This is a genomic window from Prochlorococcus sp. MIT 0701, from assembly GCF_000760295.1.
Lineage (GTDB): Bacteria > Cyanobacteriota > Cyanobacteriia > PCC-6307 > Cyanobiaceae > Prochlorococcus.
The window spans coordinates 133,884-155,590 of record NZ_JNBA01000027.1; the positions used below are offsets into that span (position 1 = coordinate 133,884).

The 21,707-nt window shown below is 51.6% G+C and carries 17 protein-coding genes; 7 read left to right on the forward strand and 10 right to left on the reverse strand.

The genetic code is table 11. From position 1 onward, the window contains the following. Positions 1–54: 54 nt before the first annotated feature. Positions 55–1,323 (reverse strand): O-antigen ligase family protein, encoded by a 1,269-nt coding sequence (locus EV12_RS06940; protein WP_152562325.1) that lies wholly within the window; start codon positions 1,321–1,323, stop codon positions 55–57. A gap of 503 nt (positions 1,324–1,826) precedes the next feature. On the opposite strand from EV12_RS06940, the gene EV12_RS06945 reads away from it, so the two are divergent. After that, positions 1,827–3,056: an O-antigen ligase family protein gene (locus EV12_RS06945; protein ID WP_036913741.1), complete on the forward strand. Its 1,230-nt coding sequence runs from the start codon at positions 1,827–1,829 to the stop codon at positions 3,054–3,056. Here EV12_RS06945 and EV12_RS06950 read toward each other — a convergent pair. Genes EV12_RS06950 through EV12_RS06970 form a run of 5 tightly spaced genes read right to left on the reverse strand, consistent with a single transcriptional unit; the run spans position 3,041 to position 10,693 of the window. Then, on the reverse strand, positions 3,041–4,174 hold the full coding sequence (locus EV12_RS06950; RefSeq protein ID WP_036913743.1) for a glycosyltransferase: 1,134 nt from the start codon (positions 4,172–4,174) through the stop codon (positions 3,041–3,043). The genes EV12_RS06945 and EV12_RS06950 overlap by 16 nt on opposite strands. Continuing rightward, entirely contained in the window at positions 4,171–5,439 is a 1,269-nt protein-coding gene (locus tag EV12_RS06955; protein WP_036913918.1) for a glycosyltransferase, read from the reverse strand. The genes EV12_RS06950 and EV12_RS06955 overlap by 4 nt, the downstream gene beginning before the upstream one ends. Beyond that, positions 5,432–6,646, reverse strand: coding sequence for a glycosyltransferase (locus tag EV12_RS06960; RefSeq protein WP_036913746.1), 1,215 nt, complete (start codon positions 6,644–6,646; stop codon positions 5,432–5,434). Before EV12_RS06960 ends, EV12_RS06955 begins: the two co-directional genes overlap by 8 nt. Then, positions 6,643–8,868 (reverse strand): glycosyltransferase, encoded by a 2,226-nt coding sequence (locus EV12_RS06965; protein WP_036913748.1) that lies wholly within the window; start codon positions 8,866–8,868, stop codon positions 6,643–6,645. Before EV12_RS06965 ends, EV12_RS06960 begins: the two co-directional genes overlap by 4 nt. Before the next feature lie 7 nt (positions 8,869–8,875). Then, positions 8,876–10,693, reverse strand: coding sequence for an ABC transporter ATP-binding protein (locus tag EV12_RS06970; RefSeq protein ID WP_036913750.1), 1,818 nt, complete (start codon positions 10,691–10,693; stop codon positions 8,876–8,878). Here EV12_RS06970 and EV12_RS14180 point away from each other — a divergent pair. Further along, positions 10,682–10,849: a hypothetical protein gene (locus tag EV12_RS14180; protein ID WP_193742174.1), complete on the forward strand. Its 168-nt coding sequence runs from the start codon at positions 10,682–10,684 to the stop codon at positions 10,847–10,849. The two genes, EV12_RS06970 and EV12_RS14180, sit on opposite strands and share 12 nt — an antisense overlap. A gap of 18 nt (positions 10,850–10,867) precedes the next feature. Here the strand turns inward: EV12_RS14180 and EV12_RS06975 are convergent, their stop codons facing one another. Beyond that, on the reverse strand, positions 10,868–11,905 hold the full coding sequence (locus tag EV12_RS06975) for a glycosyltransferase (protein ID WP_036913751.1): 1,038 nt from the start codon (positions 11,903–11,905) through the stop codon (positions 10,868–10,870). 479 nt (positions 11,906–12,384) lie between these two features. Here EV12_RS06975 and EV12_RS06980 point away from each other — a divergent pair, with 479 nt between their 5' ends. Beyond that, entirely contained in the window at positions 12,385–13,692 is a 1,308-nt protein-coding gene (locus EV12_RS06980; RefSeq protein ID WP_036913753.1) for a ChbG/HpnK family deacetylase, read from the forward strand. Here EV12_RS06980 and EV12_RS06985 read toward each other — a convergent pair. Then, positions 13,677–14,651, reverse strand: a complete 975-nt coding sequence (locus EV12_RS06985) for a glycosyltransferase family 2 protein (RefSeq protein WP_036913920.1) — start codon at positions 14,649–14,651, stop codon at positions 13,677–13,679. The genes EV12_RS06980 and EV12_RS06985 overlap by 16 nt on opposite strands. Positions 14,652–14,665: 14 nt before the next feature. Then, on the reverse strand, positions 14,666–15,694 hold the full coding sequence (locus tag EV12_RS06990) for a hypothetical protein (RefSeq protein WP_036913755.1): 1,029 nt from the start codon (positions 15,692–15,694) through the stop codon (positions 14,666–14,668). Positions 15,695–15,812: 118 nt separating this feature from the next. On the opposite strand from EV12_RS06990, the gene EV12_RS06995 reads away from it, so the two are divergent. From EV12_RS06995 to EV12_RS13210, 4 genes are all read left to right on the forward strand, one after another. Continuing rightward, entirely contained in the window at positions 15,813–17,237 is a 1,425-nt protein-coding gene (locus tag EV12_RS06995; protein WP_036913757.1) for an NADP-dependent isocitrate dehydrogenase, read from the forward strand. A 33-nt stretch (positions 17,238–17,270) separates the two neighbouring features. Then, entirely contained in the window at positions 17,271–17,984 is a 714-nt protein-coding gene (locus tag EV12_RS07000) for a sulfotransferase family 2 domain-containing protein (RefSeq protein WP_036913759.1), read from the forward strand. Beyond that, entirely contained in the window at positions 17,914–18,735 is an 822-nt protein-coding gene (locus EV12_RS07005) for a sulfotransferase family 2 domain-containing protein (protein WP_193742175.1), read from the forward strand. The genes EV12_RS07000 and EV12_RS07005 overlap by 71 nt, the downstream gene beginning before the upstream one ends. Positions 18,736–18,982: 247 nt before the next feature. Beyond that, complete coding sequence (locus EV12_RS13210) at positions 18,983–20,428, forward strand: (Fe-S)-binding protein (RefSeq protein ID WP_036972484.1); 1,446 nt, start codon at positions 18,983–18,985, stop codon at positions 20,426–20,428. Here EV12_RS13210 and EV12_RS07010 read toward each other — a convergent pair. After that, positions 20,312–21,700 carry a four-carbon acid sugar kinase family protein gene (locus EV12_RS07010; protein WP_036913762.1) on the reverse strand — a complete coding sequence of 463 codons (1,389 nt, stop codon included), beginning with the start codon at positions 21,698–21,700 and terminating at the stop codon, positions 20,312–20,314. The two genes, EV12_RS13210 and EV12_RS07010, sit on opposite strands and share 117 nt — an antisense overlap. Positions 21,701–21,707: the final 7 nt, after the last annotated feature.

Genomic DNA, 21,707 nt, shown 5'->3' on the forward strand with positions numbered 1-21,707 from the left:
ACCCTGAGCCAGGCATCCAACTGAACAACCAGCATCCCGGAGAGGTTGATGAGCTCAATCAACCTTAACCTCAAAATTAACAGTTTCTAACTGAAGATTATGCTCGTATAACTTTAGTGGACGTGGCCAAGCAACAGCTAACAAATATCCACTCAACACCTGCTGCAATGAAGTACTAATCAAAGTAGACTCCACCAAGGAAGAGCCGAATATGAACAGGCATAGGCTTAGAGCCATGCTCCCCTGCAGCCCATCGCCTGCAGCAATCATTCGCAGGGCATTTCGAAGACTCAGACCAACAATAGATAAAAGCATTAAAGCTGCGGGCAAACCGTAATCGGCCAAGGTCTGCAAGAAGGCGTTGTGAGCATGTGGAGGACCAAACTTACGCCCAGGATTAGGTAGGGTTAATCGTTGACATGCCAAGGAGACCCGGTCTCCTCCCTGCCCAGTCAAAAGAGTGCTCCAGGAGCTAATTGATTGAGAGACAAAGCATTGTGCCACGTTGGCCCGGCCAATATCGCTTGGATTGTTTTTAGAGAAAGGACTGCTTGGTAAATACATCGAAAGATTGATCATCAGACCAAGCATTAACACCATGATTGCGACAGGGGTCGCCAATCGCCTTAGCTGGCCTCGGAAGCACCAAGCAAGCTCTGCAAACAAAAGCACCAACACCGGAAACCCAGCAGCAGCACGAGAGCCTGTACAGAAGGCAAGGCCATAGGCGATCAGACCGAGGGTGAAGGCAAAATATCTAGGCCAATTCCTATTGCTATGGCGTGCCAAAGTGAAGCCTAATATACCGACAATACCAAGAATGTAGCCAGATCTATTAATCGTTATCCGCTGAAGACGCACCGCCTCGGCCGGCAAAAGATCACGCAAATATTGGAATGGAATAATCTTTAAATTATCATTAAACCGCGTATAATCACGATCATAATTATCTAATTCAAAAGTGAACAAAGCCGCTAGAGCAATAAATAGTAGAATCCAAAACGAAGCACGCCACTCCTCACGTTTACGGCCTACACCAACACTAAAAGCAAGCAGGACAAGTAACAGATCAGATGGGGAAGAGTTCGAAACCTGATGAGTAAGCATCGCCAAACAAATGGAGAGCACCCCCAACAAGTACCAGTAAATCGGTGAAATATTAGTGCGCAACACAAGCTTCAATCCCAGCCAGACCACCATCAGCAGCACCATGCCCATAGGATCACTGCTGCGCTGCAGGAGCAAAGTGAACAGCGAAAGCGGCAGCAGCACATCGAGGAGAGCGTCCCATGTCAGGGACTCCAGCCAGGATGGAGTTGACAAGCTCATTCAAATAAATACCTATCCATCCTCTCACGACCCGCTTCCAGCAAAGTCCTTAACCCTGTCAATCAAAAGGTTGCCATTCCCACGCCAACATGAATCGAGCGGGGAGCCATGAGCAAATGCAGATGCCCTACTTGTAAATTTCTAAAATCCAATCAAAAAGACTCCCATTGACCAAGACGGCATGGTGAGATGAACTACATCAATACCGCCATACCAAAGACAAAAGCCCCACATCCATTTCCCAAGAGACCATCGCCTTGCAAACATCGATGCAATAGCAAAAGATCATCAGCAACCGAGCATGATGAACAACCTCCCAGAGAGTCTTGGCAACCCAAGCAAATCCATGGCTGCCAGCAATTGACACAAACTTGACGCCATCTTAGCGTCCAAAGATAAAACATCAACCCCAATCTTTTCCCGATCGGCCGACAAAGATGAACCTTAATTTAATCAAAATATTCAACAGATGGTTCATAAAAATCCAGCCCGTCGACGTGCTGCTACCCATCAGTATTATTCTGCACACATTTCAAGACAAACCTTTAAAGACAACAAGCCTGGGGCTATTGGTGATCTGGATGACTTGGAGGCTGCTTGTTCCTTTACTGCAAGGAGTCATCAACGGCGATCGAAACTTCGAGGAAAAATTTCAGACTCCATTGATCCTTCTCCTGGGATTGCTTCTCATCAACACCCGCATGATTACGTTGCGCACTGATCTGCAAGGGGCAGTGCAATTCCTCCTCATTGCGCTTGGAGTCTTGGTCGGCTCGCTGCTCAGCCAGCGACAATGGAAGCACACGCTCACTTGGCTCGGCATCGCATCCCTTCCACTCAGCTTCCTATTCCTTCACGAAGCCATTGCATCTGGATTTCCACTCGTCCTTAGCTCCGTAAAGCCGATCTTCAATACGAGATTGGATGGTTACGGGAGTCTTAATCGCTTTGCCACTCTGCTGGTGATGGTCACAATGGCCTCTTGGTACTCGTTTATCCTTAACCGTGGATTACTTATCAAGGGAATAACTCTAGCAGGAGCAATCAGCGGATACCTACTTTGTGTCGGCAGTGGATCGAGAATGGCGACATGGGCCGTACCAATTAGTGCATTGATGGCCTGGTTGGTGATGCGCCTAAAAGGTCGTAGCAAAAAATTCTGGGCTCTCGCAATCTCTCTCATTGCTCTTCTTGCAATCGCCCTCATTCTTTGGTGGTATTTAGGACCTAATGTGAGAGATAACGTTTATTCAGATAGCCACCGCCTGGCAGCAGCTGTGTGCTGGCTATCAGGGATGCTCTCAGGAAATAACCGATTCATATACGGTGTTGGCTGGTCAAACGAAAAACTCAATGAGTTTTGTTATCACATTCCCAATCACGACCATACGTTAGGCCATCTTGGCCATGGCCATAACACCTTAGCCCAGATGGGTGGTCATCACGGCCTGCTCGGAATCATTGCATTAATGATGCTGGTGATATTGATCATGAGAGGGCTTTTAAGACAACAATCCTCTATTCGCGAAGTTCTACCTCTTGGGTTTCGTGGCACCACTTGGCCAGAAATGGCTCTAGGAATTAACTTTGCTCTCGCATTCAATGCCTTATCAACAACAATCCACCATCGCAGTCAAGTCAACCAAATATTAATTGGCCTTCTAGCAGCCACTGCTCTCTGCGTAATCAAACCGGCTAGCGACGAATCAAGTCAAGAACGTTTCTGACTCGCCTTCTCAAGCAACGCAGCAACCGCCGCCAAATGGTGGCTTACCGTGAAACGTGATGCAACGCGTTGCTGTCCAGCCAAACCCATGCGACTGGCTAAACCTGGATCGCGAGCCAAGCGCGCCATAGCAGAGGCCATCCTCTGCAAATCCCCCTCATCGACCAAAAAACCACTGATGCCTTCCTGCACAACCTCAGGGATGCCTCCATGGCGAGTGGCCACAACTGGAAGGCCACTCAACTGAGCCTCCATCACAGCCACCGGGCTGCCTTCACTATCGCCATCAGGGGCAACACGAGAATGCTGTACGAAGCAACGCGCTTGCCTGAGAAGTTGTGCCACCGTGTCTCGACCAGCGACACCAGGCAAACTCACAACTTTGCCAAGACCTAACTGGTGCACTAACTGCTTGGCCTGATTAAACAACGGGCCATCGCCAACGATGATCAAGCTAGTTTTTGCAACCTCAGCTTCAGTCAATACTTGTCGCATAGCGGCGAAGGCGTGGATTGTTTCCAGCGGACCTTTTTTGGCAACAAAACGGCCTATGGCTACAAATAAAGGCGCGGAACTGCCAGGGTCGGCACCATGGAATAGTCGTTGATCAGCTCCCGAAGGGCTGACAATCATGTGCTCATCTGCTGCTCCCAAATCCAGCAACGTGCGGCGCATCGGTTGGCTTTTAACGATGATCCCAGAGACAATCGCCATCAATCGGCGATAGCGCTCTTTTAGGAGTCCCACCCTATTCCGTGCCGAAGCATCAGAACCGCGAAAATGCACCACCAATGGGGCATCACTCCAAGTGGCGGCCTCCATAATGCGCACTGCATGAAACCCGAACTCCGCCATCAACACATCAGGCTGATGACGACGGATCAAACACCAAGCAACCAATGAGCCTGGCAACGTGGCTAAACGCAAAAGGCCAAGCCTGGTTAGCGCCTTACTCACAAGAATGGCGAGGCCATAGGCGAAGCGACCTGGATCCGACAGAGGTCGCTCATCACCAAAATAGGCGGTGATCTCAAAAGGAAGACCCTGAAGATTGGCACGCACAAAGGTTTCCGTTGGCGCGCGTCGTGTTGGCGCAAAAACAAGCAAGCGCATGCTCATGGCAGAGCGAGCACCGAGCGCCACTGTGTCTCCACCTGCGGCCAGTCAAGGGCTGCTAGGCGATCACGTGCTGCCAATCCCAAACGATTGCGTAGGTCCACATCTTCAACCAGTTCCGACATCGCCTTGGCGAGAGCATGAGGGTCCTCGCTGGGAACCACAATGCCGGAACGACGATGTTCGACAACCTCCAGTGGGCCTGGCGACGCATCGGTAACGATCACAGCAAGTCCGGCAGACATCGCCTCCAAAAGAGCATTCGGCATACCTTCAAACCTTGAAGGCAGCACAAATACAGAAGCTGCAGCAAGGAGTACCTCTGGATCACTGCGGAAGCCCTCAAAATGCACACGTTGGGCGACACCCTCGACTGCAGCCTGATTCTCCAGTGCCGGCCGTTCCGGGCCATCGCCAACCAGAAAAACTGGCCATTGACTGGCCGAGCCAGTCATCAGTGCAAGCGCACGAATCAAGACATCGATGCCCTTCTGAGGAACCAGCCTGGCCACGGTGACAAATGCTTCTGGCCGTATCCCATAAGCGGCATTAGCAACATGGAAGGATTCATCCTTTCTCGGCAGGGGGTTGGGCAATAGTTCTAGGCGTTGCAAGTTGGGCAAACACTCAAGAGACTGGAGTACGCCATCGGTATTGGCGGTGACCACATCGGCACGTCGGTAAAGAACCTCGCGTAGCCGCTGCCAGGGGAAAGGCAACGACTGACGCGATAAATCATTGCGCTCAGAAATCACCAGGTGGGTCGACGAATCCCAAAGGGCCTGGCACACCAACATGTTGGTACGACTTAAAAACGCCAGGACCCGCTGAGGCTGATGCTGGCGAAACAAATCCTGTAGCAGCAGTGCCTGAGGCCCACCAACCCCGTGTACACACCAACAGAGCAATCCTGATGCAAGGCCATTCCTGCCAGGCTTAGCCTCGCCACTCAACCAGGGCCAAACCAGCAGCAGCAAAAGTTTTGCGGCGATGCGATGTAGTCGTCGCCGCTGAGCAAACACGAATCGTCGACCACGCGCTGCCAGGGATCGGTTCCAATAGTCCCTGCGCCAAGCGGCATCGACAGCAGGCCCTAGATCACAATGATCAAGTCCATCAGGGAGGCAATGGGCAATGGAATGACCTGGCAGCAAAGTCACAACACGCAGGCTTAGCCCCTGAGCCGCGAAGTGATCAGCAGCGAGAAGAGCAACCTTTTGGGCACCGCCCGGTCCCAAATGAGGCAACACCAGCCAAAGATCATCCATCTTTGCCATTCCGAATGCCCTGATGATCTGCTATTTGCAAGCCTGCCAGAGCTTTACAGAAACTCTGACGCAAAGCCTGTTGAGCAAATCGTTCGTGAACACCTAATGCTTGTTTGGCTAATGAACGGCGCCTTTTTGTATCGTCCAAAAGCTCAGCCAAAGTCTCAGCCCAATCCATGGATGAAGCCTCTATAGGCATTAACAGCCCATTACGACCATTCTCAATCAAATCGGCTGGGCCAGTGAGGCAATCAGAGGCAACACAAGCACAGCCTGCCGCCATGGCCTCCAGTAACACGTTAGGGAAGCCCTCATAACGCGAGGGAAGAACATAAATCCCAGCACGTTGATACCAATCCATCATGTTGCCAACGCGCCCCGGGAAGTGAAGTCGAGCCTGAAAGTCGCCATGTTGAGCAAGCAGAGCTCGCAAATTGGCCTGCTGATCCATGCCGTGATATGTCGTCGACGCAAGGCCCAAAATCACGAGCTGCACCCTTGGCAAGCGCGCTGCCAATAAGGCAAAAGTCGACATCAAGCGATCGAAACCCTTTTGATAGGCCTTGGTGCCAGCAGCCAAAATGAGAGGGTCATCTGCAACCACCCCGGCAGCCGCAAGCCACGACTCTGGGTCAGGAGCAGGAGCAAAACGTGGCAGTGGCCACTGCACAGGATTCGGCAACAGCAACTGATGCTTGGCTCCAACCTTGTTCGCAAGCCACTTCCCCGTTGATCGGGTCTGCACCAGATGGAGATCTGCCCATGGATAGGTCAAGCGTCTTAACAACCGCCAAGGCATAGCAAGTCGCTTAGCCGGTGGATAGTTCCGCTCAGAAACAACGCATGGCACAGCCAGAGGACGTGTGGCTAGAAGCAGCTTGATGGCTGGCAACGTGGTCATACCAATGGCCACGGCAACCCGCTCACGCCGAATCCAACACCGCAAACGCTGGACCCGCCATGGGAAACCAAACCAATGAAGCCTCTTGAGCCAATCTGGATCAACAGGCTCAACTGCCCTCTCAACTCCAGCCGGAATGGGGTAAAAATCCCTTGCCAAAGGCTGACGGGTTAAAACGACTGGGGTCCAACCTTCCTGATACAACCACTGAGCCAGGGTGAGAGTGATCCTCTCCGCACCCCCAATTTTCAAAGAGTCAACATATAAAAGCACTCGTGGCGATGAGACATCAACCACATCCTTCATTGACAGACCTCAGCCACCTTAGTGTCTAGATAATCAGGGAATAAGGGCAACACTCCACCAAGTGATAATCCCTTATTCTTAATCATTAACCGCAGTAATTCGTGAATCCTTTGCGGATCATGGCTGGGACCAGTGATCATTTGCTCCAGGCTATCAACCTCTTCAAGAAGAGCCTTGGCAAAACCTCGATGATCCTCCTGCGCATTGCTTTCATCATGGATGGATTGATGACAATGATCCCGAACCCGAGCAAGCCTTTGCCTCGCCCTCTGATAAAGGGATTGCTCCCCCAAACGCCAAGCTTCAAGGACATCGATCGTGAGGCAACGCATCAGATTGCGAGTCAAGCGGAAGGATGTATCGCTATCAATCGCATTCAGATCGAAGCCATCCATAAACTCCGCTGCTTTTCGTCCAATAGCCGCCAGTGCCTTTCGATCGCCAAGCTCTAAATACAAGCGCGTGAGTGTTGAATAGCAAGAAATCAATAACTTTGCTCGATTCGAGCGATTTCCTCGCCGACATATTCGTGTGCCTGGATCACTTTCAAGTTGAACAACAAACGACTCCAAAGCAACCGCTGATTCACGCATTCTGACTTGATCCCCACTCTCAACAATCCGATAGGCCAGAACGACTCGGGAATAACATCGATAGGTCAATGGAAGCAGAACACTTCTGGCCAAAGTTTCGAACAAAATAATCTGCTGTTGTAGATCTTCAGGCCGCGAACCCCGACGAAAAAGTAATTTGCGTAAATAAGAGATCTGGCCGTTATTAATCCAAAGATCTTCCATGACTTCGAGCGCATAATTGAAATCACCTGCTTGAACTGAACGTGGGATCAAGGCACGCAGTACAGGCAGATTGCGCGGCCAACGGCGTCTAAAAGCTCGCAACATCTCAAACGCATTGTCATGGGCACCAATTCGATCCAGCCCAACAGCCAAGGAAATCGCGAGCTGCGACAGGAGCCATTCGGGCCAATAGTGACGAAGACGACGAACTCTGACTCTGGCCCGTCCAGAGGAAACACCACTGGCTCGAGCGTCAGGCAAAATTCCCAGCTCGTTCAGCACCGACAACATGGCTGCTGTTCGCGTCTCATACGTGTGTTCTGCTGCCACGGCAAGTCGCTCATTCAAAGCCGGTCCGCCAGAAGTAATCGCATTGGCAATTGCCACTTCAAAGGAGTCCGCTTCAGGCTCACAGAGATGTGCCGCTGCAGCGTGGGGACGAAGTGCAGGAATCGCAGTAGCCACTACAGGCCTACCAGACGCCAAATACTCGAAGAACTTCATCGGGAACATATGACGGGTGTAGCTGTTGTGCCGCAATGGCAGCAAGGCGACATCACAGTGAGCAAGCCAGGCAGGCAAATTTCCATAGGACTGCGCGCCAACGAAGTGAACATTGGAGAACTTGCGCAAGTTGGAAACATCAGTTTCGGGATCTGCCTCCCCCACAGGACCGACAAAGACATAGGTCCACTCAGGGTGGCGCGCCGCCAAGACTTCAAGCATCAACAAATCCAGCTTGTAGGCATCAATAGCGCCGATGAATAGCAAGCGAGGCCTGGCCAGATCATTCAGAGCAGGAGGGCAAGGCAATGTTCCGCCCAATGCCTGAGCAAAATGTTGCTGATCGGCGACGTTGCCGAAAAAATGAGTGTGAGGATGAATCTTCTCCAGATCAGCCTGTAGATCAGGGGAGGTCGTAAAGACCACATCCACTGCACGACAAAGCTGCCGCTCGCTTGCACTGATCCTCTCCGCCGGCATACCTGGTTGAGCCTGAATGCGATCAACGCAGTGATAAATACTTCCACCAAAACTACCCAGCGCCAAATAGCGGCATGTCAGCGGGTTATACGTCCAAAGGATTGGTTGCCGGAAGCGCAGCCAAAGCAACGCAAGACGCAGCCCCAGAGTTAATAACTGCCGATTCAGAATCAAAGCAAAGCCAGCCGTCCCGCCGGGCAGCACAAGAGGTGACCACACCCAAAGGGCCTCGCCTACTTGCCGAGGCGGACGCAACACTCGACGAAGACGCCGCAGGATGCGGCCTCGATCAGCAGCCCCTGCACGAGGAGGACGCAAACCCAGCGAATCCACATACAAAACTCTGTGGCCGGCAGCCGCCAGGGAAACAGCAACATGTTGCTTATTGGTCCATAACGGATGATCCCAGTCAGCAGTTGAAAGAACCACAAAGTCAGCCATGGTCAGTTCAGGCGCTCTCGAAACGAGTCATCTCTCGGAAGGACGAAGAAGAGGAGCAAAGTGTGTCGTAATCACCCGAAGCCTTGATGCAACCATCCTGCAACTCGTAGATGCGATCGCACTTCTTCACGGTAGTAAGTCTGTGGGCGATCACAATCGTGGTACAGCGTCGACCTATCAAATCAAGTGCTTGCAGGACATCATGCTCAGTCTTGTTATCGAGAGCACTCGTTGCTTCATCCAAAACCAACACCTTGGCATTGCGAAAGAAAGCTCTAGCCAGAGACAATCTTTGACGCTGACCGCCAGAAAGTTTCACCCCGTTCTCACCAATCATGGTGAATAATCCATAGGGCATCTGACTCACATAATCGTCAAACTGGGCCGCCTCCAGCGCGGCCCAAATATCATCATCATTGATTGATTCTAAATCCTGTCCGAAAGCAATATTCTCGCGTACACTTGCATCAAGAAGGCGAATATCCTGGGGGACAAGAGCGCAATTAGCCTGCCAAGCTGGCACCTCTTCTTCATTAAGAGGAACCCCATCAAGGGAGAGCTCTCCTCGAGTGGGAAGAAATAGCCCCAACAACAAATGAGCCAGAGTGCTCTTACCACTGCCAGTACGCCCAACTAAAGCGATCCTGGAACCCACCGGAATGGTGAGATTGACATCTCTAAGCACCTCGCGATCGCTGCCGCTATAGCAAAAACCCACTCCCTCGAGCTCAATGAATCTTCGCGGCATCACCCCATCAGGCGTGGGCACACCTGGCGAAGAAAGCACAAGTCGATCAGGGGTCATACTCAGCAGCTGAAGGGCATCCTGAATTTCAGGGAGCCCACCCCGCAGCTTGTTAATGCTGCGAAACATCGACTGCAGGGGAGAGGAAATACGCAACAAAGTAACCAAGACTGCTGCCAACATCGGCACAGCTTCACGAATTCTCTCTGTATCACCATCCAATAATGCCGGGGCCAGGCCAACTAAAAATAGGATCGTGATCCCTGCAGGCTCAATGATGAACCGAGGCACATCAGGCAACAACTTAGAGAGGCGGTCATAACGCTTAGCGACGACACCATCACGTGAGAAACGGCGGACAAAAAATTCGTCAGCCGAATAGATCTGCACATCTCTCATCGACCTCAGAGACTCCATCAGCAAAAGATTGATCCGGCGCGAATAACGAACCTTTTGCTTCGTTGCCAGCCGTAAATAGGGGGTAATAATCTTTGACGCAAGAGTATATGCAGCCAACATCAATACAAAAATCAGCAACGCATTCCAGCCGAGGACAAAAACCACTCCGACCAGAAGAACCAAAACCGAAAGCGTGTTACCAACAATCGTGATCAAAGGTGTAACAACTGTGGTTGAAACACGGTTCAGAATTCTATTGAAGCGCTCGGAAAGATGAGCAGTTCGGTTGTGAGTGAAAAACTCATAGCGTTGCAACATCAAATTGGCATAGACCTTATTAACTAAATCTGTCCAGATCTCCGCACTGAGCATGCTTTGCATCAACGAAACACCAAAACGGATCGCCGAAGTAAACCAGAATGACGCGATTAGGAGTCCTAACAGCCATCCGGTTTGATCAAGAATGCCGCCGCCAAAAAAGCGAATACCGGGGATACGATCATGCAACGTTGCTCCCGACATCACGCCTACCAACCTGGCCAGGAGACCGACGAGAAGCATGTCAAGCAAGCCCTGAAAAAAGGAAGCAAGCAAAACAAGAATCAGAAGGTTGATGCGCTTAGACGGAAGTTGACGCAGCAGCTGCCTTAGTTCATTCCAGGTCTGACTTTGCAAGAGCATGGACACGCCGCACAATTCTTCTCGGAGGCAGACGGAACGCCAGCACCCTTAAAGCGCAAGTTACCGGTAGCCAACCTCCACAATCAGCAACAGATCGGCCAGCCAGGCAACCGATTGACCATCCTTAAGCCCCCTGTTCGCTGCAGCCGCTCATGAAAAAGACAGAAGCCACAATTAGCGGAGAGAGATCAGCTGTCTCAAAAGCCTCAATGCTCGGCCAACCTTTCGTCTGCATCGCATCAGAAAGGTTGGAGAAATCCTGAGGGGAACTTCATCGGACGGCATGGTCTCGATAACAGCCAGCGCCGATCTCCAACGCGCCATCAAAGCCGTTTCCGTATGTTCACTGAGCAGCTGACTGAGCCGCTCCTGCGTCGGACACCAAGACCCCGGCTCTCGAACAGATTCGCAAATCCGCCGCACATCCCAGGCGAGACTGCCGCAACCAATCTGATGGCCCACCACACTCGGATCAATGGTATCGGCGAGCGCATGGTTGAGACTGCTGAACACCACGCAGCCGCAAGCCATCGCCTCCAGAGGTGGCAAGCCAAAGCCCTCACTCAGGCCATTACCCCGCCAATACTCAGCCGAATCGTAGAGATATACCTTGGAAGCGTTGAACAGAGCGACTAGATCGTCCACCCAGCCACTCTGAACCACAACCTTCAACCCCAGCTTTCTCAAAGCAGGAACCAATTGTTCCAGCACATAGCGACTACTCTTTCGTTCCTGCACCAAGACATCGATTGGGCGATCTCCAGCTTCAGCAACAGCGGCTCCAAGCCGAGCACCTCGCTCCAACCAATACGGCTCTAAAGCATTAGGCACCAAAAACAGAGGATTGCGAGGTGCCCGGTCACCCCAGTAGCCAAGGGTATTCCTGCTCACAGCGAAGACAGGAACCCCTGATGGAAGATCAAACCCATAGCCGCTGCTATGGGCGTGATAGACGACATGCCGCCCCCTTAGACGCCGCAACAACTTCGGCACTTCAAACCCCCAGCTCACCACCCAAAGCGTTTTCCCTGGAGCTGGTTCTTGCTGCAAAAGATCATCCAAAAATAGATAATCGTCCTGACGGTTCCGATAGGTCACCAAATCAGTAGGCATCAGCCTATTCACCAACCTTGCGGTATGGAGTGCCACTGAAAGACCACCGCAGCGATAGCGATCAGTAGTCCCCGGAACCAGAAAAAAGACGCGACGCACAGTGGGCGTGGGGAATAACCGATGCAGAACTATGCCGCAATTTGATCAAATCTGGCGATTACAAAACTCATCCGACCACCGCATCCTCGGTGCTGAGCTGATTTGCATCAACAAAGCGGCACTAAAGCCACGAGCTCCACAGCTGTATTAGTAGAGCAAGATCAAGGGTCTCACCCTCAAACCAACTGCAAATCTCTGGATCATCCCATCAGCAAGTGAAGATGGATTGAGCGGCTGGGATATACGGACTCAAGACATGACCATTCAATCTGGCCCTGAGCAAACTCCAAGTGATGCATCTTGTAGCGACTGCATCCAGTCTCCTGAAGCGTACCAATCTTGCAGGATCAATCAGTGCCATGCCATTACGGTTGCGGCACTTTGATGTTGTCCCTGATGAGGAATCGCTCTGCCATGTCACGGCTATTGCTACTCGATCATCTCAAGACGATGAATACAGTCCTTGAAACTGTGCTGTCATGAGTTTGCAGCCATTGGCTGCACGGGTAGGGCGTTATGGACTAGTCGGACTAGCAGCTGCAGCCATACACGCAACGCTGCTGGTGCTCATGGCAAAGCTCATACCGTTCTGGCTGAGCAACCTCAGTGGCTTCTTAGCCGCCTCATTGGTCAGCTATCTAGGCCATGCCCTGTACACCTTCCGTACAGAAACAACTGGACAACGCTTCGCACGTCGCTGGTTGCTTCTGCAGTTCAGTGTCAATGTCAGCGTGAGCGCACTGTTGCCATTGGCGCTCAGCCCTTGGGCCTCACTACCCATCACCACAGTGATGCTGGTTTTTACACCTACATTGCTCAATGCTTTGATCTGGTCAAGGGCAGCCCGATTCAGCATGCGCCGACACCAACGATCTAACAAGACGAAGCCTCAACTCCATGCCGATGACCTAGGTCTCACCAACGCGACCAACACCGCCATCCTTGCTCTTGCTGCAGCCAGGCAGTTGGACAGCGCCAGCCTGCTGGTCAACGGCAATGCCGTTGAGGCAGCTATTGAACAATGTAAAAACTGCCCCAGCCTTCAACTTTGCTTGCACCTCTGCCTAAGCGAAGGTCGAGCAGTAGCAGCCCCTCAACAAGTGTCCGAACTCATTGATGATGCAGGGCGGCTCAAATGCTCTTTTGGGACGTTAATGCTGGCATCATGCCTACCTAAAAATTCTCCAAGACGACGACGACTTGAAAGGCAACTTCGCTGTGAACTGAATTCTCAAATCCAGCGGTTTCGAGAGCTAACTGGACTCACCATCATCGCCATTGATGGCCATCAACATGTGCATCTGGTGCCAATCGTGCTCGATGTGATCCTCGAACTAGCCCCTGAACAAGGCATCAGCTGGTTACGCACCACTGCTGAGCCCTTGCCCACTGGGCTATCATCACGCTACTGGCTAACAGCTCTAACTAATGGTGGCTGGTTGAAGTGGCTTGTGCTGCAAAACCTCACTCGCATGGCTTTACCACGACTGGGCAAAGCATTAGTAGCTACCAACGCCCGATTTGCCGGCGTGCTTTTCACAGGGCAAATGGTGGATGCTCCGCTCAAAGCCGCTTGGCAAGAACTCAAATCTGTTTCATTCTCACCACCGCAAACACAACCTTTGCTGCTATCGCATCCAGCTGCACCGCTAAAGCCAGAAGAGATTAATAAGGGCCTAACAGATTTCCCTTTATCTCGTACATTTTTCTCATCCTCATGGCGTCAACTGGAGTGGCAAGCAGTCAAAAAACTACAAGCCAGTGCCTCCACTCAAAGTGAACCGTGAATGGCCCTAATGAAATAGTGTGGCCTGGCTTTGGTATCCACATAGATCCGACCGATGTACTCGCCAAGTACACCGATACCAATCAATTGAATGCCCCCCAAAAACAGAACCGCCACAATCAGTGAGGCATAGCCAGGAAGATCAACTCCATTAAAAATCGTGATCAAAACGATAACTGCGGCGTAAAGCAAACTAATTAAGGAAACTACAAGGCCCAAAAAGCTCCAAATCTTTAGAGGAATCACTGAGAAGGAAAAGATGCCATCAAGGGCATAGCTCCATAGCTTCAGGGGGCTCCAGGAGCTACGACCTCCCATTCGTTTCACCCTGCTGTAACTAAGCTCGACACTGCGATATCCGGTCCAAGGAAGTAAACCTTTGGAGAAACGGCTGAATTCACGCATTTGAGTGAGGGCTTGCACAACTGGTGCACTGAGCAAACGAAAATCTCCTGCTCCATCAATCAGTTGAATGGAATCAACTACCCGGTTGAAAACCCTGTAGAACCAGGAGGAAGTTGTTACTTTCAACCTTGATTCCTGATCACGATCGTCACGGACTGCAGTGACAATCTCAGCACCTTGGCCCCAAGCCTGAGCCATCTCCGTAATCAGCTCTGGTGGATGCTGAAGATCTGAATCAATCAGCACCACAGCATCGCAGTGACCGTGAGCATGATCTAACCCGGCCAGCATTGCCGCCTCTTTGCCGAAGTTGCGTGTGAGCTCCAGCAAAGTGACAGGAGCTGAAGCTTTTGAACCAACAAATCGCTTCTGCCATCTGCGGATCTGGGCCACCGTGGCGTCCCGTGAACCGTCATCCACCAGCAACAAATGACTGACTTCCGGCAAGGCAACCACTCGTTCTATGAACTGACAGATCACAGCCTCTTCATTGAAACAGGCAGCTACTACCCAAACCTGGGACTGATCCGCAACAGAATCGGACGAAAAGTCAATCAAATGCTCTGACCTCAAGGAAGCATTAAGGGAGTAGGAATCAACTGATAAAAACCCCCTTCTGAAGGAGCCATTACCTTGGGCGAGTCCAACACCTGAGGTGAATTAAAACCTGTTCCTCCTAGAAGGACTTCATCCTTGCCAAAGCCTTCTCCCTCATATAAGCCATCCTCAAGACGCACAAAAGAAGCCAAATTTACCCTGCTAATCATATTATATCTCGGTCGATCAGGGCGCATATTAAGATACAAACAGAGCAAGAGATTCCAGCCAACCAATAACCCAGCGGCAGTTGCCAGGAAATGTGTTCGCCATTGTGGCCCCCTCCAATAGCGCTCAGTCAAGCCATAAACAATCCATCCCGAGGCAAAGGTGGTTAAAGCCGCCAAAATAGCCACCCTGATATAGAAATCTTCTGAATAAATACTGCGATCAATTGTATCCACCCCTGCCTCTCGGATACGTAAAAGCAAAAGCTTTTGCCCTTCTTTCGCAACATCATTCTCCAACTGTGTATCTTTCATGACCATCACAGCATTATCTAACTCTGCAGAAACACCATCAACAACAGATTGTGCTCCCAACTCAAATGTCTTACGCGGATAGGCAATGCTTACTTCCCTCGCCCCTGCCCGTTGAAGCTCTTGCTTAATTAACATCATGATATAATTACATATCTCGTTATTGCTAGAAATATAAAGGCCTGCAAATTGAACTTTTATTGATTCATCATTAACCTTCAGTCTGTCAAGGCCAAGAGCCTTGACAGACTGCTCAGCCGCGGCAGCCATGCTGCGCTGCTGAACAGCAATGTCAGGAAAACTAGCCTTGCGAAGTATCGGGACCTGAAGCTGTTTCGAACCAATATTCTGCTTTCCCTTTAACATCTCGGAAACCATCTCAACCTCAGACTGATATTTCGACCAAATTTGATTAGAGCAATAAAAGACAGTCAAGATAGCCAATGAGCCGCCAAAACAAAGCAGAAACTTTCTTTCTTTTCTAGAGACCTGAATCTTCGGCCACAATTTTTGCCAAAACATTGATTACGCTCAACTAGATTTACTTGTAAAAGCTAGGGTTGATCTGTATTCATGACAATTCTACCGCTAAGTCATAGGCTCCCTCTTAACTCGCCACACCATTGCACGGTCGTCACACATGGCTCAGTTCGAGAAGCTCTCCGCCCCAAGCCAGGGCACGGCCATCCGCTTCGTGAACGGCCAGCCAGTCGTACCCAACGAGCCAATCATCCCCTTCATCCGCGGCGATGGCACAGGTTTGGACATCTGGCCCGCGACCCAAAGAGTGCTGGATGCAGCTGTAACGAAGGCCTATCAAGGGATTCGTCGTATCGAATGGTTCAAGGTGTATGCAGGCGACGAGGCATGCGATCTCTACGGCACCTACCAGTACCTACCTGAAGACACCCTTGCAGCAATCCGCACCTATGGGGTCGCCATCAAGGGGCCCCTCACTACTCCAATCGGCGGGGGCATCCGTTCCCTCAATGTGGCCCTACGCCAAATCTTCGATTTGTATTCCTGCGTCCGCCCCTGTCGCTACTACAAGGGCACACCCAGCCCCCACAAACGGCCTCAGGATCTTGATGTAATCGTCTACCGAGAAAACACGGAAGATATCTACATGGGGGTGGAATGGGAAGCCGATGATCCAGTCGGCCAGAAGCTGCGCGAGCATCTCAACTCAGTCGTCATTCCAGCCAACGGCAAGCTAGGCAAACGCCAGATTCCTGAAGGCTCAGGCATCGGCATCAAGCCGGTAAGCAAGCACGGCAGCCAGCGTCATATCCGCAAAGCCATCCAACATGCTCTTCGACTCAAGGGCGACAAGCGCCACGTCACCTTGGTGCACAAAGGCAACATCATGAAATTCACTGAGGGTGCTTTCCGAGACTGGGGATACGAATTAGCTACAAGCGAATTTCGTGACGTCTGCATCACTGAACGAGAGAGCTGGATCCTCGGCAACCTTGAAAAGGAATCGAACCTGAGCGTCGAGGCCAACGCGCGCATGCTCGAGCCGGGCTACGACAACCTGACTCCTGAGAAAAAGGCCAGCATCGATTCCGAGGTGCAGAGAGTGATCAATACCATCGGCGCTAGCCACGGCAATGGCCATTGGAAGAAGATGGTGCTGGTTGATGACCGCATCGCTGACAGCATCTTCCAGCAGATCCAAACACGGCCGCAGGAATACTCGATCCTGGCGACACTCAACCTCAATGGCGACTACATCTCCGATGCTGCTGCCGCGATGGTGGGCGGATTAGGCATGGCCCCAGGAGCCAACATCGGCGAGAACGCGGCCATCTTCGAGGCCACTCACGGCACGGCACCAAAGCACGCCGGACTCGATCGGATTAATCCCGGATCAGTAATCCTCAGCGGAGTGATGATGCTGGAGTTTCTAGGCTGGCAAGAAGCGGCAGACATGATCACCAAAGGGTTAAGTGCTGCAATCGCCAATCAACAGGTCACCTATGACCTTGCTCGACTCATGGAACCTCCCGTAGAGCCCGTGACCTGCAGCGGCTTCTCCGAGGCCGTTATCAGCCACTTCTAAGGCTGATGCCAAATCAATTCCCAGCACTACTAGATGATTATTAGCCATAGCCAACGGTTCATTTTTATCGCCAACCGCAAAACTGCCTCGACTGCAATAGGGATTACTTTTTCAAGTGCCTGCAATCAAAAAGACATCATTGCTCCCTTGGGCAAAGATGAGGAAATAAGAAGAAGATTATGCTATCCAGGGCCACGACATTTCATACCTTGGCAGAACAAAGTAGCCTATCTATCACTTCTCACTCAGCGAAAGCTCACTGGTCTTTGGATATCTGAAAAGTTGAAAGAAATTGGCTACTATACTCATATCACACCCAAGAAAATTCTGAACTATTTGCAACCCGATCTCTGGGAATCTTATTTTCGCTTCTGCTTCGTTCGCAATCCCTGGGATCTCGTGATTTCTCAATATTTCTGGTCGATCAGGAATAAGCCCAATCCGGTCAGTCTAGACTCATTTCTCAATAGCTCAAAAATCAAGGGAATCGCAAGTCGCAGTCAAAAGATGTACACCTTGAATGGCAAGCTCGCTGTCAATCGGCTTTGTCGCTATGAAAATATTCAGACGGAAGTCAATCGAATCTTTGAGGAATTAAATCTTCCCGGTGACCCCAAGCTGCCCGAAGCAAAGCGACAGTTTCGCAGTGATCGAAGACATTATAGAGATGTTCTCAATGACGAGCAAGCCGCAAGGATTGCATCCATTTTTAAACGCGAAATTGAGCTGTCTGGATACAGCTTTTGAAGGCAAATCTTTTTATCTATTTATACGCATTCTGATGATCATCAACCACCGCAATCGCTTCATCTTTATTGCAAACCGAAAAACTGCCTCGACCTCCATTGGCATTGCTCTATCAAGCACCTGTGAGCGAAAGGACGTGATCACACCCTTAAGCGCACGAGATGAAGCCATCCGACAGGATCTAGGCTACCTCGGGCCACGCAACTTTATCCCTTGGAATAATAAGCTAAATTACCTTAAACTACGAATACAGAAAAAACTGACCAAGAAAAATATCAACAGGCAGCTCGAACAAATAGGATTCCATACCCACATCAAGCCACAAGAAGCTCTCCAATATCTGAATCGGGAATGTTGGGAAACCTACTTCAAGTTTTGCTTTGTACGTAATCCCTGGGACCGGGCCATATCTCAATATTTCTGGGTAATCAGAGGCAAGAAAGATCCAATGGATCTCGATACGTTTATCAACAGCCACTCCCTCGAATCAGCTGCGAAGAATAGCGAAGAAATGTACACCATCAATGGAAAATTCAGCGTGGACCGACTATGCCGCTATGAGAATGTTCAGAAGGAAGTGAACCGGATTTTTGAAGAATTAAATCTTTCTGGCAGCCCCAAGCTGCCAGAAGCAAAGCGGCAGTTTCGCAGTGATCACAGACATTATCGAGACATCCTGAATGATGGGCAAGCAGCAAGGATCGCCTCCCTCTTCAAACACGAGATTGAGCTAGCTGGATACAGTTACTGAAGCATCAATCCGTGTAGCTGATGTGCTTCCTGTGACTCCTATTCTCTCTGGGTTTACGCTGCAAAATAAAAAGCAATCTGCCTAGAGCAAACACCAACGTAAGGGCAGTAGCATGCAACCACGCTGTCCTACATGAATCACTGGAGCAAATAGCGAAGGCGTCAGGAGAAACTCAACGCTTATGCAAAGGCATGGCGAATGATCCGGCGATGCAACAGGGCGACATGGAAGTCGCCAGACTCAATGCATGACTTCTGTTGACGTCACGTCAAACCAAAATGACAAGGCCCTGAGCAGCCTCCCAGCAGACGCCGCCGACCCCTGCGTGCACTGTGGTTTCTGCCTGCCAACCTGCGCAAGTTACCGAGTATTGGGCACTGAAATGGATTCGCCGCGAGGGCGGATCCACACCCTCAAGGCGATCGACAAAGGTGAGCTGGAGCTTGATGCCACCGTCGCTAGCCACTTCGACTCCTGTCTAGGTTGCTTTGCCTGTGTGAGTGCATGCCCCTCAGGAGTTCGCTACGACCAGCTCATCGAGGCGACGCGCCCTTTACTGAACCAAGCAGAACTTCGCAGCCCCTGCCAGAACCACTTTCGCCAAGTTCTACTGAAGTTGCTCCCCTATCCCGGCCGACTGCGCGCCCTTCTGCACCCTTTGCGTGCCTACGCGGGAACACCAATACAAGCTCTTAGCCGCCGCCTCGGTATCAACAGGATTCTTGGGCCCCAACTGGAAGCGATGGAGGCCTTGTTGCCTGCTCTTGCAGCAGAAAATTTTCAGGATGATTTGAAGATCCTCCACCCCGCAGCAGGTCAACGCCGCAGCAGGGTGGGGCTTGTTCTTGGCTGTGTGCAACGTTGCTTCGATCCCAACGTGAACCAAGCCACTGTTGCCGTGCTGCAAGCCAATGGCTTTGAAGTCGTTGTGCCGAAAGATCAAGGCTGCTGTGGCGCCGTCTCGCACCACCAGGGGCAACTCAAACAAACCCGAGAGCTAGCCGAGAAGCTTGTCAAAAGCTTTGCCAACGTTGTCGGCCCAGGGCGACCTGCTGGAGCCGAACCCTTAGAGGCTGTGCTGGTGGCCGCCTCGGGCTGTGGCCACACCATGAAGGCCTACGGCGAACTCCTCAACGCAACAGCAAGCTTCAATATTCCCGTCTTCGATGTGCATGAATTCCTGGCGGAACACGGCCTCGACAGCAACTTTCAGCAAAGCCTTCAGCCTCTTCCCCATAACAATGGGCAGCCTGCCAGCCCCCAAACTCCTCTGAAAGTTGCTTACCACGATGCCTGCCACATGATTCATGGCCAAGGAATCAAAGCCCAACCAAGACAACTATTGAAGGCCATTCCAAATCTAGTTTTGAGCGAAGCCACAGAAGCCGGAGTTTGCTGTGGGAGCGCCGGAATTTATAACTTGGTCAACCCTCAAGAAGCTGCCGAGCTAGGGAGAATCAAGGTGGCTGACCTCAGCAACACTGGAGCTGAGCTGATTGCCAGCGCCAACATTGGCTGCACCTTGCAACTCCGCCGCCATCTGGATGGTGATCTGGCAGTCGCCCATCCAATGGAGCTACTGGCCTGTGCCGCCGGCCTCCATCAATCGCCAGGCATCCAAAAGGGTTTGAGAATCACCAAGATTTCCGGGGAAGGTAAGGATCGGCAGATCAACCAAGCCGCCTCCAGCTAAAGGCCGCACCAACGACAAGCCTGGCAAGATTTGCCCCTCAAGCTGCACCATCTCCAAGCCCAGCCCTTCTGCCAAGAGAGTGTGGGTTGTAATTCCACCCTTACTGATCAAATAGCCCAACCTCGGCGCGAGAGCAGCCGCCAGACGAGCCATCAATTGAGCCAAAGCAACGCCAAAGCTCAGCCTTACAGCTGATGTCAAGCAATCCAATTCACCGCGACTCGTGAACAACACCGGTGTACAGCCAATGGCAAGCACCTCGCCCAGCTGATTGAAGCAATGCTGCTCCAACTCAGCCAATCGCCCATCTGACAAGCCCTTTTGCAAGATCTGCGCCAAGCGGGGGACTGGCAATTCCACCCCCATGCACTCTGGCGCCTCGAGTAAAGATTCCAACTGAGCATCAGCCAGAGGCACGTGGGAACCAACCATCACCAACCCAGGCCATGGTTGACCTGAGCGATCGCTACGCCGCAAGCCTGCTAAGCCAGTTGAGCTAAGCGGTTGAGGGCCAATCTCTGCCAGAGCCTTAAGAAGGCTCGCAGCAGAGCGAAATAGAAATCGCTTTTGACCTGCCAACTGCCTTACCGCTTCTGCTAAGGCCAGCAATTGCTCAGAACGCTCCGCATCCACCACCACAGACTGATTGTGATGAAGCCGAGCCAACCAACGTCGCAACTCTGTGCGGCCTGTCTTCAATGGCTTCGCAGCATCTTGGTTTTCAACAGCCGCATCCAACTGCGCAAGGCAGAGGCGCTGAACAGTTTGAGCTCGGATCTGCCCACCACTTTTCTCCTCTAGCCAAGCAGGGAGATCACTGGTGCTGTAACCAAACAAGCGATCTTTGGCAAAAGCACTGGAATGCACTGGCTTGCCATCAAGCAAATGCACGCCATTCACCGTGGTGCGCCCTCCTTCGAGGAAGGCAGGAACATGCAGCGTCGCATCGAAAGGGCCGAGCTCCTCAGCGATCACCTCAGGCTCCAAAACGCCATGACCACGCAGCGTGGAGTCACCGCGACTGACCACAACAACTTCCGCTGCTGACATGCCTTCCGCCGCGAATGCTTGCCGCAAAGCACAACAAATCTCACGATTGCGGGATGCCGCCTGATCAGGGGCTAACGCACGTGTGTTGGCCAGCACAAACAAGAGTGGCGAAGGGTGGCGCAACCCCTGCCGCAGCACATCAACATCCCAGCGCAGCAGCAGCAGACAGCCATGCACAGTCTGGGAGCCGGTGGGGTCGTCATCAAGCACCACAATCTTCATGGCACCA